Source organism: Pantoea sp. CTOTU49201 (genome assembly GCF_032054795.1).
Lineage (GTDB): Bacteria > Pseudomonadota > Gammaproteobacteria > Enterobacterales > Enterobacteriaceae > Pantoea > Pantoea symbiotica.
Window position 1 is genome coordinate 1 of the sequence record NZ_DAMBSA010000076.1, and the last position, 14857, is coordinate 14857.

The window sequence follows — 14857 nt, forward strand, 5'->3', positions numbered from 1 at the left end:
AGCGATTGGTGTCAGCAACTTCCAGCCGGATCGTCTGGCGGATCTCATCGCCTTCAACAAGGTGGTTCCGGCGGTCAATCAGGTGGAGGTCAATCCGTTCAACCAACAACTGCACGCTGTGCCGTGGATGAAGAGCCGCAACATCCAGCCCGAAGCCTGGGCACCGTTTGCGGAAGGTAGAAACAGTTTATTCCAGCATCCGCTGCTAACGAAGATTGGCGAAAAATATGGCAAGAGCGTCGGCCAGGTGGTTCTGCGCTGGATCTTCCAACGCGGCATCGTGTCGCTGGCGAAATCGGTGCGCAAAGCGCGCATGATAGAAAACATCAACGTGCTGGACTTTGAACTCAGCGAGGCAGAAATGCAGCAAATTACCGCGCTGGATAGCGCGACCAGCGCCTTCTTCTCGCACCGCGATCCCGCGATGGTGGAGTGGCTGACAGGACGCAAACTCGATGTTTAACGAGTCCTGATATCAACACCTTTATACCGGCTCAATGATTAATACGGCGGTACCTGAATAGTTGCCGCTTTGGGTAATACCTTCCAGCTGGCTGGTTATGGTCAGGGATGATAGGCCTGTTGGCAGTGAGTGTTGTTGTCCCGGATTTTTATTGTTAATCATAATGTTTGCTTTAGCATCGTTATTGAGTGGAATATAGGTTAGCTTACTCGCCAAACTCAACTTAACATTGTTGGCTTGTGAGCAATTGATGCTAAATGATGCACTGGCTTTAGACGTAGTTACGTCTTTAATTGAAATAGACCCGTGATTTAAATTAATTTCAGGTGTTATGATAAAACAATAAACATTGGGCGGGGGGGCTTTAAGACACCCCGTCGGTATTAAAGCAGAACCTAAGGACGTATTTCCTTGTGGGATACCGCCAAATGCAATACAAAAACCATTTGCGCCAGAGGTTGATGAATACTGGGTAGTTGTCGGCCCTTTTTTGTAAGCACGCATGGCGGCACTGCTGATGGTTTCGCCAGGAATGACTTTGGTGCCGCATAAGGTTCCCGAACATGTCTCGCTTTGCACCACAGGGAAGTCGTTAATTATCGATTTTGCACTGCCAAACCAGTAGCCCGTTGGTGCCAGAGCATCTGCTTCGGGGAGATCAACAATGTCCCATCTTACATAGAGGGTTCTTACTGGACTACCGTTAATATATATTGATGAAGGAACCGGGAACTGTCCTGCTAGTGATAAATTCATCCAGAAAAAGAGTAGTATAAATAGCATGTTGCGTATCTTCATTATCGTGTCCTTATTGATAATTTAGGCTGAAAGTTGCAATTGCACTGAAATAACCACTGGAAATTGAACGTTCGCGAATAGCATTGGGTTCACCCTTAATATACGCACGTAATACAATCAAAGTTCGTCCGGCTTGCAATGTAACAGGCGGGGAGACCTTGTTCAGTAACACTGCTTCCCCAGATAATGTTTCCAGGCCAATAGCGATACCAGCGGCTTTACTACCAGCCTGTGTTGCCAGAAATCCGGCCAATTCATTACTCTCTTGGCCACTAAAAGTAATGGCAACAGTTTTAGCCGTATCGATGGAGCAGCCGATCAGGTTCAGCGTGAAAGGCATAGTTTGAGAACGATGATTGACATACAGTTCTCGGTCGATAACGTTGCCGAAATTAAGCTCTAAAGCTTCATCTCCGGCTTCGATGACACAAGGCTCGGCAATCAGTGCACCACTAAAATGGATATCGGTAGCGAGCGATAACGGGGAAACCAGCGATAGAAGTATTGCCAGTATATTTCGCCAGCGAATCAATAAATCCATTATTGGTACTCCGCAACGAGTGAGGCGGTTGCGAGGAAGCTGCCTTCGGACAATTTAATCGCTGGATCGGCTATCGGTACCGCTTCTAATACGGGAGGATAATCCATATCAATAACCCATGTTGAACCAATACGAACACGCTGATTGTTTTGCAATATGCGAATACCCAATCCTGATTTACTCGATTGAATCGCCGTATTATCTTTGCTCATGGCATTACCGCTAACAGTGAGCGTCAACTTATATGCAGAATCATTAGCTGCACATTTAATGACGTAATCAATTGTCTGACGATAATTATCCCCATTGATTTTGCTTACACCCAAATCCTCACCAAAACTGACATCAATGGGTTGATCGTCATTTATTTTACAAGGCGGTGGTTCAATGATTGTACCTTTAAGTAATAGATTCGGTGCGGCTCTGGCCATGTTACTACACCACAAAAGCCCACCAATGATTATCAAAGTGAGAATATACAATCGGGTGCTGTTCATTCGTAATATACCGCCAGCGTTGCTGCAGCGCTAAACGGACCCGCTTGTACTTTGACATTGCCCACTTTATAAGGTGCAGCCTGGAATGCGTAAGAACTCAGTGGGTTCACCTCCAACCGCTCATTGAGTGGAAACCATTGGCCGGCTCTAAAAAATTCAATACTCAAATTTTCTTTGCTGGTTTTAAGTAGTTTAATGCTGCTGTCCCATTGCTCGCCTTCAATTTTAAGAAAGATGGTGTTTGGTGTAGAGTCATTGCATTGAAAATTAACAAAAAACACCTCGAGGTAATGATTTCCGTCAAGTTTGGTAGATAAAACTTCATCACCAAAGTCAATCTCAATATTTTCACCGTTATTGATGGTGCACGAAGGCCCTAACACCTCGACATTAACGTGAATGTTGGACGCCAAAGCAGTCAGAGGCAAAAGACACGCCGATAAAATAACAACTTTTTTTACTGCCGTTAGCCAACTCATTTTCTTTTGCCTTAACGAAATCAGACTTAATTATCTAGTGGTGTGGCAATACAGAGATTAACTTTGCAACTGAACTGGAGTTTGGGACGGGCACCGTAATCATTGACGTAGTTTATTACCGGCGATGAACCCAATTCCGTTACCGATGACGTCAGAAATTGATGACTTTGAGGTGCTAGCATAAGGGGTTTAAAACTTTCAATCGTTTTGCTTTTTGCACTTTTCCGTCCTTCTACCAAGGTAACGTAGTAATTGGTTGGGTTGTGAATGCGATATTTATCACCTTCGCGGCTAAGCTTGAGCTGTTCCTGCCATGGCGCGGCACTTTTATCTGCGATAATAGCGGCGGGGCGATAGAAAAGTTTAATGCGCGTTTGCAAGGCAATTTGTAACGTATTGGGCTTTGATGATTTCGGTGGAATTTCACGTAAGTTAAAGAAGAACAGACTTTCTCTATCTTGAGGTAATGATGCGACGGCTGGTAGCGCCTGAATTTTCAGCTGGCTGCTGGCGCCGGGTTCCACACGCTGAACTGGAGGCAGCACCACTAAAGGACCGGTGATCTTATTTCCTTCGGCATCTTCCAGCCAGCCTTGCGCCAGGTAAGGCAGTTTTTTATTTTCGTTGCTAATACGTAAGCTGACGGATTTCTGCGTGCTATCAAATACAACACGCGTGCGGTCCAGTGCAATCGCTGCATGCGCCGACTGAATGCCAATAGCACTCAGCAACATTGCTGAGGCCAATGAGTTTCTGCATTGAAAAAACATGTTTATATCCCGTTATTTACGATAGCAAGTATAAAACTGCGTTAAATTAAAGTTCACTGTCTTTCCGGCAGGGAAGAAACAGATTTGCGGTAAAGTCTTGTGGGTTGATAGATTTTGGCAACTCAATAGTGCATTGCACCTTTTCTGCCCATTTCACAGACATACTTTCACCAGCAGTAATGCCCGTGAGATAGACATTGCCGCTGTCACTAACAATGCCCACCTCCTGTTTTTTGCGATTGTGCACCGTGGCGCCAAATGGTGGATAGGAACCATCGGCAAGCCTGATGATCGCCATCGCTTTCTCTCCGGCGATGACGGCAAATTTGCGGTAGCCAATGGCGCCTTCAGTCAGCGTGGCTTGTACTACCGAACGTTCAGCTTCGACATTGTCCGGTAGATTGTTGATATCGAGGCTGGCACTGTTGCGGTAATAACTGTTGACGTCAGTCGATACCAGTTTGCCAAAGCGGTTACTGCGCACCGCTAATCCACCACTGCTAACAGGAATATTGGCCACATTGTCGGTATCAATCATTAAACGTGTGCCACCCATGTTGCTGGAACGATGCAACGCGGCGCCTTTAGTCGTTGCCGTTGCACCACCGCGCACATTGAAGCCAAACGTGGTAGATTTTCCAGTTTGTGAACTGACGTTAGCGTTCAAATGCGCCAGCTCGCCGTCATGCGTTATACTCCCGTTCGACGTGCTGCCATGGCTATTGATCCCCGTTCCCACTTGATAACTGTTGCGTTGGTCCAGACGCCCATAATAATTAACGCGCTGATTTGTCCCATCGCGACCTTGTGCGGCGCTATAGCTCAGCGTGGCGTTGTTACCCAATGGGATCGACAGCGAGACAAATACGCCATCATCTTTGCTGCCATTATTAATAGTGCGATAGGCGGACAGCGATAAACTCAGATTGCGTAAATTACCGATATCAAAATATTGCGACAGGTTAGCGCTATAACGATCGTTATCTGGCAAGCTCCAATACGTTTGGTGGTTATAGTTGAAATAGGTGCTCAAGCGTAAATCACGGAACTGCTTATTAACGGTGATCGAATAAAGTTCTTTACTATTTTGCTGACGGTTTCCCGTTTTGCGCGTTTCCAGATATTCATTCATGCTGAGAAAATTACGCTCGGAGAAACGATAACCGGCAAAAGTAATCTGGCTGTCGTACTGCTCAAAGTTTTTTGAATAACTGAGTCGATAGGACCGTCCAGTCAGCTTGTCCGCGATATCAGGTAAGGCGGCGCGTGATTGTGTGATATCAAATGATAAAGCACCCAGCCAGTACAAATCACGACCAATACCCAGCACCAAAGCATTGTAATTTCCTGCCGCCACACCACCACCAAATAGCGACCAACCGTTACTCACGCCCCAGGATAATTCGCCACTGGCAAACGCAGGCCCTTTAAATTGATGACGAGACTGAGAAGATTTTCCCGCTGCGAACTTGTAACGCATGCGTCCAGGCCGCGTCAGATAGGGAATGCTAGACGTTTCTATGGTAAAGGTTTGCGTCGTTCCATCCTGCTCTTCAACACGGACATCCAGTTTGCCAGAGACGGCGTTATCAATATCCTGAATGCGGAATGGGCCGGCAGCGACCTGAACCTCTTTAAGCACACGACCTTGTTGACTGATAATCACCAGGGCATTAGTACGTGCAATGCCGGTTACTTCAGGCGCATAGCCGCGCAGGTTGGGCGGTAATTGGCTGTCATCTGAGGCAACGCTTACGCCCGCGTAGCTGAAGCTGTCAAATAGCTCTGAACCTAAATAATCTTCTCCGACAGCGACTTTTGCCTCCCAGCCTGGAATAGCGCGATAAGCATAATAGCGGCTCCAGTCAAACTGCTGTGCCAGGGTTTTGGCTTGATTGTTTTGCGATCTTTTAGGTTGAGATTGCCAGTCGGCGCGAAAACGCCATGCATTAAGGTTCGCTCCAACGGTGCCATTACCGTTGAGCATCAGACGCTGCCCGTTTTTTTGACTCTGTGTTTGCCCATTGAAGTTGTAATCAAACAATGCGCCGGGAATGCCATTATCCCACATCGCCGGAGCATCCCAGTTTTCATCGACATATTGTAAATAAGCCTGGGGAATGCTGATATAAAGAGCCGAGGTAGCCAGATCAGGGCGCACCTCCAATCCCGCCATGCTGGCAGTGTTAATGCACTTTCCCTGTTGCTGCCAAACGATTTTTTCCATCACACTTTTTCTCAAACCGAACTGTTTAATAAGTTCTGGCGTGATGCATACCGTAGTTTTATTAGTATCTTCTTGAGTCTGAATAATGACGGTTTGCTCTTGCAGTGCTTGTTTGTTGATAAACACTGACATTTCATACTCTCCAGCGAGGATATATCCGCTGTTTGAGAATCGGGAAAGGTCAATGTTTTTCCGGTCGTTGATATCCAAAATATCAGTATTGAATTCAATATTGTCAGACAAGCTATGACTGGAAAATCCCAGGAAAAAACTCGCTATTAATAAACTCAGCTGCGTTGGCCGCAATCTCGGGAAAATCTTGTAACAAACCACCTTCATAATCTTAACCTTTGATTTCCCTGAGGTGTGCAGACGCATTCCGAACCGAGTGTGAAAATATAACGATGAGAGAGAGCGACACGATGAGGAGGAAATTAAATTTTCCCCAGGATTTTTCTTACAAGTAGAGGGGCGACGTGTTTTCAGGCCGTTAGTAGAAGGCTGCGAGGTGAACAGGTATTAATTCCTGGCAGTTACTGTCGCTTATATTGGCCGGATTGACAAAATTTAGCATCGTTGCGGAAAGAGGCGTAATGAAGAGCATGCGCTAACCGCATGCTCGATTGGGGATTACAGGTAGTTGAGGCCGAAATTAACCACGGCCTGGAATTCACCTGGAACAATAGGAAGATCGTTATCGTCTTCATCTTTATCTCCCTGCAGGTAAGCAGCGAAACTGAGATTATTGTTGCCATCCTGCAATGCCTGAGCAACTGAAGGCGTGCCCAGCTTAATTAAATTGTAAGTGCCATCGACAATAGCAATGCTCGCGCCTTTAGCGGTGCCAGCAATTCCTACACGGTCTGAGTTGCCCGCTGGGCCGGTGAAGGTCGTGGTAACGGTTTTCTTGGTGGTTAGGGCGCAGTTCTCCAGCATGATATTGAACTGACGAGGTTGGGACTTGCCGCCGTTCGCCAGAGAAACGTTAGAAACCTGGCCTAGGTCGACTGTTTGGTCGCTATTTTCATGAGAAACAGAACATGGCGCCTCAATGATAGAACCGGTGAAGGTGATGGTACCACTGCCCTGGTCAGCAGCGTAGGAAGTTGAGGAAGTTCCCAATACAATTAAGGTTGCAATAGCGAGAGCGTTAAGTTTCATGTTTAGTCCTTTAATGTTTTGTTTTTGATGGTTTTTTATTTTAAAAAACCTTACTAAAAACCAGCTTGTTACGAGTTGGAGTGAGTGTACAAGTAGGGAATTTCCCACTCAATCAGAATGGATTGTCAGAATCTGTAGGGTGAAACCTACATTGCCGGGCAGTAAATGACGTGCAGGATTATTAAACTGTAGTTTTAATTATTTAGAGAGATTACGTATGGCACTTATACGCTCAATTATTATTGACGATCATCCTTTAATCCGTTTAGCTGTCAGGACATTATTAGAAAAAGATCAATTCACCATTGTGGCAGAATCGGATGATGGCCTCGAAGGTAAAAAGCTGGTTGAATTACACAGTCCCGATGTGTTGGTTATCGATATAGATATTCCGCACGTCGATGGCATTGAGGTGGTGAAACATCTTCGACGCAGGAGTTATAATGGTGTCATTGTTGTTTTATCAGCAAAAAATCCTGATTATTACGCACCGCTCAGTGCATCTGCGGGGGCGAACGGATTTGTTAGCAAAGATAAAAACTTGCAGGAAGTCATTAGTGCAATTAACGCGGGTTTAAACGGTTATAGCTATTTTCCACTTATCAAACGCCAGGTGGGAGAGGGCAGTGAATTGTCGGACCAACAAAAAATTGCGATGTTATCCACCCAGGAATTTAGGGTATTCCAGTTGTTGGTAGATGGTTTGCAAAATACCGAAGTTGCTCTAAAGATGAACCTCAGCACAAAAACTGTAGCCACCTATAAATGCCGTTTAATGGAAAAATTAAAATTCAAAACGGTTAAACAGTTGTATGAATTTGGGCAGAGAAATAGCCTTTAATTTTACAGTATGAATGAGTATGCTTTGCAGCGTCAGGATCCTCCGACCAGGGTTGGTTGAGACGGTTACAGAGAGCCCATGAAAAACAGTAATGACAAACAGTTATGCGACATCACGATTGGTGATGCGGTGATGGAATTATTTAATCAGGATGCACCGGTCTCGCGCACCACGCTTCTCGCGCAGTTAGAGAAGATGATTTATGCCGGTGACACGGCGGAAGATGTGCGGGTTGCCAGACTGGCTTTAGCGTTGGTGAAGAGCAGCAGCACAGCCGACAACGCTGAGAAATCTGAAGAAAACGTGATGAGCTTTATGGCTAAAAACGTCGCGGCGGATGACTCCACTAAGCACTGATCGATGCATGCCGGACACGGGTTGTCCGGCATAACGTCAGGATTTACCAGTGGAACTTATTCGAATCTTCCCACTCTTTGACTTCTTTCTCCGCACGGTCTTTTTCATAACCGTAGCGTTCCTGGATTTTACCGACCAGCTGATCGCGTTTTCCTTCGACCACGGTCATATCATCATCAGTCAGGTCGCCCCATTTTTCCTTCACTTTCCCTTTGAACTGCTTCCAGTTGCCGCTAATACGATCTTCGTTCATGTCGAACTCCCTGGTTAGTGGTTACTGTGTGCTCGCGTTTGCTGGCCTGATGCCAGCGGGTGCATTAATTCTGGCACAGGATTTGCGCTTTGCCTGGCAGGGCTGTGAGCTAACTCGAAAATTTGAAATTGCGTGAGGTGGAGCGGTAATAAAGGCAGGCTTTACAAGCTAACTTATTGCTCTATAAGGCATTATGCTTACCTGGCTATACATGCAGTGGTTTGTTGCGATATAGTAACCGCCGATAAGACATTTCCGTCAACTTTTGGAAACCCGCATTACCGAATGCCATCCGCTATGAGCAAAACGCAAACCACCGACACGAAAAGCAGAGAACGTGGCCGCCCAAGAGAGTTCGATATCGAACAGGCTCTGGACAAAGCCATGATCGTTTTTCGTCAAAAGGGTTTTCATGCCGCTTCACTGAATGATTTGGGCGAGGCGATGGGGCTGACGGCGGGCAGCATCTATAAGGCTTTCAAAGATAAGCGCAGCCTGTTTCTGCTGGTGTTTGAACGCTACCTTTCGGTGCGCAATGCCGATCTGCGTCAGCGTCTGGCGCAGTTCACCACTGGCCGCGAGAAACTCAGCGAGCTGCTGCAGTTTTACCTCGATTCCGCGCGGGCGGTGGAAGGTCGCACCGGCTGTTTAGTGGTGGGCAGCGCGGTGGAATTACAGGTGCTGGATGACGATCTCTCGCAACTGGTGAGTGAAGCGGTCATACGCAATAAAAACTTCCTCGCCTCGTTACTCAAACAGGGCCAGGAAGATGGATCGGTCACGCCCAATCTGGATGTCGATACCGCCGCAGGATTGATCCTCTGTATCGCCTTTGGCATGCGCGTTGTGGGCAAGATCACGGATGTAAAAGATGAACCTGAGACCATCAAGTTAGTAATGAAGCTGCTGGACTAAAATTTGTCTAATTAGGAGGCGGATACTTCCTAAATAAGCGAAGCGTAAAGCCGGAGGGCAAGTGAAAGACGAAGATTCAGATATTACGGAAGAGATTCGCGCATTGGTGGGAAGGGTGGTGACACGTATCCTTCGTCCTGATGAAGCGCTTACCGTTCAGGAACTTATTGGCGCGTTGTATCGCCTGAGTTTGCGTTCCACCGATAGCAAAACCAAAGTTGCCTGCGATAAAGCCATTCGTATCCTGGCGAAAAAACTGCACTAATAAGGTCGCGCGTGCCGCGCCTTGTTGTTCCCCTCTGCTGAAGTCTGGCAATCCCTCGCCAAACAGCCATTTAATGATTAAAGCGGGCGATGCGCGGTCTCTTTCGCCTTCCACAGCGCAAACAGCGTGATCAGCAACGCCAGGCTGACATACAGCGATACCCACATCGTGCTGCCCATCTCTTTAAACAAGGTCGTAATGATCAAGGGCGCAAAGCCGCCGCCGATGATGCCCGCCAGCGTGTAAGCCAGTGACGATCCGGCGTAGCGCACATGGCTGGGGAACTGTTCGGTGACAAACGCCGCTTGCGGTCCGTACATCACCGCATGAATCAGCAAGCCGCCAATTACCGCCAGCACGATCAGCACCGGCTGTGAGCTATCCAGCAGCACAAAGAACACAAACGACCAGACGATCGCCAACAGCGCACCGGCAATGTAAACCGGGCGACGACCAAGCTTGTCGGAGAGCGCGCCAAACATCGGTACCGTGATGGCATTGCCGATCGCACCGAGCATGGTCGCCATCAACGCCAGCGGACGCGGCAGCTGCAGCACCGTGGTGACGTAAGTGAGAGTGAATACCACCACCAGCGCATACAGTACATCTGAACCAATGCGTGAACCGCCCGCGATCAGCAGCTCGCGCGGATAGCGCACAAACACCTCTTTGAGCGGCGTATGCGTGGTTTTCTCCGCCTGCTGCATCGCGATAAAGGTTGGCGTCTCTTCCACGCCGCGACGCAGCCATAAACCAAACATCACCAGCAGCAGACTCAGCAGGAACGGAATGCGCCATCCCCACTCCTGAAACTGTTCGCCGCTCAATGCCACCGTCACCAGCGTGATAAACCCGGTGCCAATCAAGGTACCGCACGATGGACCCACCTGCGCAAACGAGGCGTTACGGCCACGCTTGTTGGCATCGCCATGCTCCATCGACAGCAACACCGCACCGGCCATTCGCCGCCTAATGCAATGCCCTGAATAAAGCGCAAGGCGACCAACAGCACCGGACTCCAGATGCCCCACACCGCATAGCCGGGCAGCAAGCCCATCAGCGCGGTGGTGACGCCCATAATCACTAATGTGGTGATCAATACCGCTTTACGCCCGGCGACATCGCCGAGATGACCAAAGATAAAGCCGCCCACCGGACGGGAAATGTAGCCGACCGCATAGGTGGAAAACGCCAGAATAGTGCCGACCAGCGGATCGAAGCTGGGGAAAAACACGTGGTTAAACACCAGCGCCGCCATGATGTTGTAGACCGTGAAGTCATACCACTCCAGCGCGGTTCCAATGGAGCTGGCCGCCGCGAGGCGACCGGTTTTGCTGTGGCTGGCGCGCGCGCCGGAAGCGTGCGGCAACGTTGAGTCGGTATTAGCCATGAGCCATCTCCTGTTTGGTTAACTGCCAGCTGAGGGAGTAAAGCTGTACATCCGCGTTAAGCGCCTGCGCGGCGTCGGCGGCGAGGGTTTTACACACTTGCGCGTCTCGGCAGATCAGCAGCAGCATCGGATGCATTGGTCGCGTTGCGCTGGTTTCCCGTGGCAGCGGCGAGCTCAGCGTGGTGTCAGGCGTCAGCAAACGTGAGGCGATGTAGCCCGGCGTTTGCTGCACACTGTTTTGCCAGCTGCCCAGCGATGCAACATCTGTACCGGCTTTCAACGTCAGCACCGCCAGATGGCTGCCGCTGCCTTGTCCATGCTGATGGGAGATGGCGCAGACGCGGCGCATCGGGTTGACCATCTTGTTGAGATTCTTCACCGACCATTCGGTCTGGCGCGTGAAGGCGGCGTGATAATCTGCGCTGGTAAAGGCTTCCAGCGATGCGGTTTCGTACAGGCCGAGGTATTTGCGTTCCGCATCCACCGCCTGATAACGCGTACCGCTAAGAAAGCCGCTGATCGCCACGCGCTCTTCAACGTGTTCATGGTCGTACCATTGGTTGAAATCCGCTTCATCTGCAGCATCGATATTGGTGGCGACAAACAGCATGCCGTGGGGTTGAGTCATGATCAGCTACTCCGTTTCAGGGTGGTTTCAATCGCGGCAGCCCAGCTGAGTAACGCAGCATCGTTGCCATGGGTGGAAGAGAGCATCAGGCCAACTGGCGCGTCGCCGGGCTGATGACAAGGCAGAGAAATTGAACAGCCATCCAGCATGTTGATCACGCTGGTGTTGCGCAGCATCAGCAGATTGACCTGCATGTAGCGCGCGGGATCCTCGAGCTCGGCCAGCGTTGGCGCGATCAGCGGCACCGTCGGCATCAATATGCCGTCGAAGGGCGCAACCGCCTGCTCGACGCGCTGTTTCCAGTCGGCGCGCAGCTGGTAAAGTTCGGCGGCATCCTCTTCATTCAGCAAACTGCCGCGTTTAATGCGCGTCAGAACCTGCGGATCGTAAGCTTCCGGCTGCGATTGGGCGTAATGCTGATGCCATTGCCAGGCCTCCCACGCGGTAATGCCGCCGCGCGCGTTGATGGTGTCGAGTTCTGCCAGCTCTTGCAGCGGCAGCTCGGTGATTTTCACGCCCTGCGCGCGCAGCACATCAAGCGCATGCAGCCAGGCGGCGCTGACGTGTTCGTCAAGGCCAGCCAGCACCCGCGTCTGCGGGATGACGAAATGTGCCTCCGACAGATTCCGCTCATCGATCTCCAGCGGTTGATCGGCGATCACGCTATCGAGTAGCCAGCAGCTGCGCACGTCGTGAGCGATCACGCCGATGCTATCGAGCGACGCCGCCAGTGGCAGCGTCCCGCGTTGATCGATGCGGCTGGCGCTGGGTTTAAAACCGGTTAAACCGCACAGCGCCGCTGGAATGCGCACCGAACCGCCGGTATCGGTGCCAACGGCTGCCAGGCACATGCCATCGCTCACCGCCACCGCCGCACCGGAAGAGGAACCGCCAGGAATGCGCTGCTGCGCGCGCTGCCACGGATTGGCGGGCGTGCCGTAATGCGGATTGACGCCGAGGCCGGTGAAGGCGAACTCGCTCATATTGGTTTTGCCAACGATGGCGGCACCGGCCTGCTGCAATCGATCCACCATGGTGGCGTTCGCCGTGGCTTGGCTGGCATTGCTCAGCAAGCGGGAACCGGCAGTGGTCACTTCTCCGGCGACATCGAACAGATCTTTGATGCTGATAGGCAGACCATCAATCGCGCTGCGCGGCTGTTGCTGCTGCCAGCGCCCGCCGGCTTGTGCCGCCTGCTGCTGCGCATCGTCGGCATACACTTTGGTGAAGACGCGTTTGCCTTCACCTCTTTCCGCCGCGATTGCGCTCAGCGCATCCTGGATCAGGGTTTCCGGGCTGATTTGCCCGGCGAGCAGCTGCTGGCTCGCTTGCCATAACGTTGTCATAGGGAACCTCAGGCGATAACTGGCAGCGAGCCAGTGATGTAGGTGTGTTCCAGCGTGCGGTTCAGCACCGGATCGTGCAGCGCCATGCGGAATTCACTCGCAGGACGAATCCCGCCTATGGCGCTGAGCGTGCCGCACGACATGGCAAAACCTTCCTCAACCTGGCCCGTGGAAAAATAGCGGCTAAGCAGATCAAGTGGCGTCAGCAGCGAGGCGAGGGCGCCTTGCTGATAAGTTACCCAGTCGCCGTTAACGTTGATCCAGGCGTGCAGCTCCAGTTGATCCCAGTGCGCTTTGACTTCGGACATGCGCCACGCGTGACCGGCAACCGGTTTGATGCACGCCTGCTTCGATAGCGCCACGCTGAAGGTTTCCAGATGACGATCGGTATGATCGGAAATCAGCGAAACCCAATATTCGCCGCGATGGAAAAATACAAAGGGTTCGGCTTCACCGGATGTTTGATCGCCGACCACTTCCAGCTGCGTTTGCTGACTTAATTGATTGGTCGCGACGCGATAAAACAGCGGCACTGCACCAGGAGCGGGCACGCCGAGCGCTTCGAGTTCCCTGATATGGTGCAGCACCGCTTCCTGATCGCGTCCAACCCAGCCTGCGATAACAAGTTGATTAACCTCAACATCCAGCAGTGCCGCATCGGCGTAATCTGTCGTAAACCGTAATTGCATGGGATAGATCTCCAGTTGAGAAATGCGTGTGAAATTTCACTGTGATTTCAATCTAGCCATTTTCATGCCAGGTTTTTGTGTAATATGTCTCAGTTACCTAATAAGGATTTGCGCGATGAGTAATGTGATGGCTGAAAATGTGAGCTCGCCGACGACACCGAAGAGCATTTCGCTAAATGAGCGCGCCTATCTGGCGTTCAAGCACCGGCTGATCACGCTGCGCTACAAACCGGGCGATTATCTCAATATCGCGCAGGTGATGGATGACCTTGAGATGGGCAGAACGCCGGTGAATCAGGCGGTGCATCGGCTGGAGACGGAAGGGCTGTTGCAGATCATCCCGCGCAAGGGCGTGATGGTATCGCCGCTGTCGATTGACGATGCGCTGGAGTTAATTGAGGTGCGTTTGGTGAATGAGGCGCTGTGCTTGCGGCTAGCCTCGCAGCGGGTCAATGCGGCGCAGATCGCCTATTTGCGGGAAATGAATCAGCGCATTGCCCATGCCAGTGCCTCACGCGATCGCGAACAGATGATGCTGCTGGACCGCGAATTTCATCAGGTGCTGGCGGATATCGCCGCCAATGGTCGTCTGGCCGATATTCTCAGCATCATCCACGCGCAGGCGCAGCGCTTCTGGGCCACCACGCTTTCCAGCGCTGCGCACATGAACGAAGTGATCGCCGAACACGAAGCGATTATTGCCGCGCTGGAGCAGGGAAATGCCGAACAGGCAGAAGAGGCGGCGCGGGTGCATATCTATTCGTTTAAGCAGGCGCTGCTGAATAATTAATATTCCGCTTTTTCACCCGGCAGCGGAATGGAGAGTTCCATACCTGCAACCCCGGCATAGAAAATAATCAGCTCGGCAGGCTGATCGGTGGTGAAGCCGCGATGTGCAATATCGATGGATTCATTAAAGGCTTCGCCCGCGTTGAAGGTTTTAGTCTCGCCGCTGGCTTTGTCCTCGATGGTGAGCGAGCCCGATAAAATATAGGCTGTGTTGGGCATCGGATGCGTATGCCACGGCAGCTCGGAATGTGCAGGAATGGTCATCTTCATTACGGTGATCTCGGGCTTACCGGCGAGATAGTGTTCAATGTGCTGGCCGTTCCATGCTTGACCGCTTTGCAGCAACGTTTCCGCACTGTTTTCATGCTCGTTATCGGCACCTTTCATCTCATTCCCCCTGAATAGTCATTAAAATCTTACCCGCACAGGATAGTGCAGATCTGCATGG

Annotated in this window: 18 protein-coding genes and 1 pseudogene; 6 read left to right on the forward strand and 13 right to left on the reverse strand. The window is 50.7% G+C overall.

The window, feature by feature from the left end:
• On the forward strand, nucleotides 1–463 hold a 463-nt coding region (locus tag RTY00_RS07830), incomplete at its 5' end, for an aldo/keto reductase (RefSeq protein WP_312664032.1).
• A gap of 21 nt (nucleotides 464–484) precedes the next feature.
• Here RTY00_RS07830 and RTY00_RS07835 read toward each other — a convergent pair.
• The 7 genes from RTY00_RS07835 to RTY00_RS07865 form a co-directional block, all read right to left on the reverse strand.
• On the reverse strand, nucleotides 485–1261 hold the full coding sequence (locus RTY00_RS07835) for a hypothetical protein (protein WP_312664033.1): 777 nt from the start codon (nucleotides 1259–1261) through the stop codon (nucleotides 485–487).
• A 10-nt stretch (nucleotides 1262–1271) separates the two neighbouring features.
• The gene (locus RTY00_RS07840; RefSeq protein WP_312664034.1) at nucleotides 1272–1802 is read right to left on the reverse strand and encodes a fimbrial protein; all 531 of its coding nucleotides are present in this window, start codon (nucleotides 1800–1802) and stop codon (nucleotides 1272–1274) included.
• Nucleotides 1802–2233, reverse strand: a complete 432-nt coding sequence (locus RTY00_RS07845; protein WP_312664035.1) for a fimbrial protein — start codon at nucleotides 2231–2233, stop codon at nucleotides 1802–1804. Before RTY00_RS07845 ends, RTY00_RS07840 begins: the two co-directional genes overlap by 1 nt.
• Before the next feature lie 62 nt (nucleotides 2234–2295).
• Nucleotides 2296–2778, reverse strand: a complete 483-nt coding sequence (locus tag RTY00_RS07850) for a fimbrial protein (protein ID WP_312664036.1) — start codon at nucleotides 2776–2778, stop codon at nucleotides 2296–2298.
• 26 nt (nucleotides 2779–2804) lie between these two features.
• On the reverse strand, nucleotides 2805–3548 hold the full coding sequence (locus tag RTY00_RS07855) for a fimbria/pilus periplasmic chaperone (protein ID WP_312664037.1): 744 nt from the start codon (nucleotides 3546–3548) through the stop codon (nucleotides 2805–2807).
• Between the two features lie 46 nt (nucleotides 3549–3594).
• Nucleotides 3595–6114 carry an outer membrane usher protein gene (locus tag RTY00_RS07860; RefSeq protein WP_312664038.1) on the reverse strand — a complete coding sequence of 840 codons (2520 nt, stop codon included), beginning with the start codon at nucleotides 6112–6114 and terminating at the stop codon, nucleotides 3595–3597.
• A 291-nt stretch (nucleotides 6115–6405) separates the two neighbouring features.
• The gene (locus RTY00_RS07865; protein WP_312664039.1) at nucleotides 6406–6936 is read right to left on the reverse strand and encodes a fimbrial protein; all 531 of its coding nucleotides are present in this window, start codon (nucleotides 6934–6936) and stop codon (nucleotides 6406–6408) included.
• Between the two features lie 217 nt (nucleotides 6937–7153).
• Here RTY00_RS07865 and RTY00_RS07870 point away from each other — a divergent pair, with 217 nt between their 5' ends.
• Both RTY00_RS07870 and RTY00_RS07875 read left to right on the forward strand, forming a co-directional pair.
• Nucleotides 7154–7777 carry a response regulator gene (locus RTY00_RS07870; RefSeq protein WP_312664040.1) on the forward strand — a complete coding sequence of 208 codons (624 nt, stop codon included), beginning with the start codon at nucleotides 7154–7156 and terminating at the stop codon, nucleotides 7775–7777.
• A 78-nt stretch (nucleotides 7778–7855) separates the two neighbouring features.
• Complete coding sequence (locus RTY00_RS07875) at nucleotides 7856–8134, forward strand: hypothetical protein (RefSeq protein WP_312664041.1); 279 nt, start codon at nucleotides 7856–7858, stop codon at nucleotides 8132–8134.
• A gap of 43 nt (nucleotides 8135–8177) precedes the next feature.
• On the opposite strand, the gene RTY00_RS07880 is transcribed toward RTY00_RS07875, so the two are convergent.
• Nucleotides 8178–8387, reverse strand: a complete 210-nt coding sequence (locus RTY00_RS07880) for a CsbD family protein (RefSeq protein WP_008107582.1) — start codon at nucleotides 8385–8387, stop codon at nucleotides 8178–8180.
• A 285-nt stretch (nucleotides 8388–8672) separates the two neighbouring features.
• On the opposite strand from RTY00_RS07880, the gene RTY00_RS07885 reads away from it, so the two are divergent.
• Both RTY00_RS07885 and RTY00_RS07890 read left to right on the forward strand, forming a co-directional pair.
• Entirely contained in the window at nucleotides 8673–9302 is a 630-nt protein-coding gene (locus tag RTY00_RS07885) for a TetR/AcrR family transcriptional regulator (protein ID WP_258143482.1), read from the forward strand.
• Nucleotides 9303–9363: 61 nt separating this feature from the next.
• The gene (locus tag RTY00_RS07890) at nucleotides 9364–9567 is read left to right on the forward strand and encodes a hypothetical protein (protein ID WP_008107586.1); all 204 of its coding nucleotides are present in this window, start codon (nucleotides 9364–9366) and stop codon (nucleotides 9565–9567) included.
• A 77-nt stretch (nucleotides 9568–9644) separates the two neighbouring features.
• On the opposite strand, the pseudogene RTY00_RS07895 reads toward RTY00_RS07890, so the two are convergent.
• From RTY00_RS07895 to RTY00_RS07910, 4 genes and pseudogenes are all read right to left on the reverse strand, one after another.
• Nucleotides 9645–10957 (reverse strand): annotated as a pseudogene (locus tag RTY00_RS07895) (MFS transporter).
• A complete protein-coding gene (locus RTY00_RS07900; protein ID WP_312664042.1) occupies nucleotides 10950–11585 on the reverse strand; it encodes a DUF4286 family protein in 636 nt (211 codons plus the stop codon). Before RTY00_RS07900 ends, RTY00_RS07895 begins: the two are co-directional and overlap by 8 nt.
• Nucleotides 11586–11587: 2 nt before the next feature.
• On the reverse strand, nucleotides 11588–12931 hold the full coding sequence (locus RTY00_RS07905) for an amidase (protein ID WP_312664043.1): 1344 nt from the start codon (nucleotides 12929–12931) through the stop codon (nucleotides 11588–11590).
• Between the two features lie 8 nt (nucleotides 12932–12939).
• Nucleotides 12940–13620 (reverse strand): DUF2848 domain-containing protein, encoded by a 681-nt coding sequence (locus RTY00_RS07910; RefSeq protein WP_312664044.1) that lies wholly within the window; start codon nucleotides 13618–13620, stop codon nucleotides 12940–12942.
• A gap of 115 nt (nucleotides 13621–13735) precedes the next feature.
• Between RTY00_RS07910 and RTY00_RS07915 the strand changes: the two genes are divergently transcribed.
• On the forward strand, nucleotides 13736–14410 hold the full coding sequence (locus RTY00_RS07915; RefSeq protein WP_008107597.1) for a GntR family transcriptional regulator: 675 nt from the start codon (nucleotides 13736–13738) through the stop codon (nucleotides 14408–14410).
• On the opposite strand, the gene RTY00_RS07920 is transcribed toward RTY00_RS07915, so the two are convergent.
• Nucleotides 14407–14796, reverse strand: a complete 390-nt coding sequence (locus RTY00_RS07920; RefSeq protein WP_312664045.1) for a cupin domain-containing protein — start codon at nucleotides 14794–14796, stop codon at nucleotides 14407–14409. The two genes, RTY00_RS07915 and RTY00_RS07920, sit on opposite strands and share 4 nt — an antisense overlap.
• Nucleotides 14797–14857: the final 61 nt, after the last annotated feature.

Coding starts and splice junctions, on each gene's coding strand:
- RTY00_RS07905 (WP_312664043.1), bottom strand. CDS start 12,931: ATGACAACGTTATGGCAAGCGAGCCAGCAGCTGCTCGCCGGGCAAATC.
- RTY00_RS07915 (WP_008107597.1), top strand. CDS start 13,736: ATGAGTAATGTGATGGCTGAAAATGTGAGCTCGCCGACGACACCGAAG.
- RTY00_RS07880 (WP_008107582.1), bottom strand. CDS start 8,387: ATGAACGAAGATCGTATTAGCGGCAACTGGAAGCAGTTCAAAGGGAAA.
- RTY00_RS07885 (WP_258143482.1), top strand. CDS start 8,673: ATGCCATCCGCTATGAGCAAAACGCAAACCACCGACACGAAAAGCAGA.
- RTY00_RS07835 (WP_312664033.1), bottom strand. CDS start 1,261: ATGAAGATACGCAACATGCTATTTATACTACTCTTTTTCTGGATGAAT.
- RTY00_RS07870 (WP_312664040.1), top strand. CDS start 7,154: ATGGCACTTATACGCTCAATTATTATTGACGATCATCCTTTAATCCGT.
- RTY00_RS07900 (WP_312664042.1), bottom strand. CDS start 11,585: ATGACTCAACCCCACGGCATGCTGTTTGTCGCCACCAATATCGATGCT.
- RTY00_RS07920 (WP_312664045.1), bottom strand. CDS start 14,796: ATGAAAGGTGCCGATAACGAGCATGAAAACAGTGCGGAAACGTTGCTG.
- RTY00_RS07850 (WP_312664036.1), bottom strand. CDS start 2,778: ATGAGTTGGCTAACGGCAGTAAAAAAAGTTGTTATTTTATCGGCGTGT.
- RTY00_RS07845 (WP_312664035.1), bottom strand. CDS start 2,233: ATGGCCAGAGCCGCACCGAATCTATTACTTAAAGGTACAATCATTGAA.
- RTY00_RS07875 (WP_312664041.1), top strand. CDS start 7,856: ATGAAAAACAGTAATGACAAACAGTTATGCGACATCACGATTGGTGAT.
- RTY00_RS07860 (WP_312664038.1), bottom strand. CDS start 6,114: ATGAAGGTGGTTTGTTACAAGATTTTCCCGAGATTGCGGCCAACGCAG.
- RTY00_RS07840 (WP_312664034.1), bottom strand. CDS start 1,802: ATGGATTTATTGATTCGCTGGCGAAATATACTGGCAATACTTCTATCG.
- RTY00_RS07855 (WP_312664037.1), bottom strand. CDS start 3,548: ATGTTTTTTCAATGCAGAAACTCATTGGCCTCAGCAATGTTGCTGAGT.
- RTY00_RS07865 (WP_312664039.1), bottom strand. CDS start 6,936: ATGAAACTTAACGCTCTCGCTATTGCAACCTTAATTGTATTGGGAACT.
- RTY00_RS07910 (WP_312664044.1), bottom strand. CDS start 13,620: ATGCAATTACGGTTTACGACAGATTACGCCGATGCGGCACTGCTGGAT.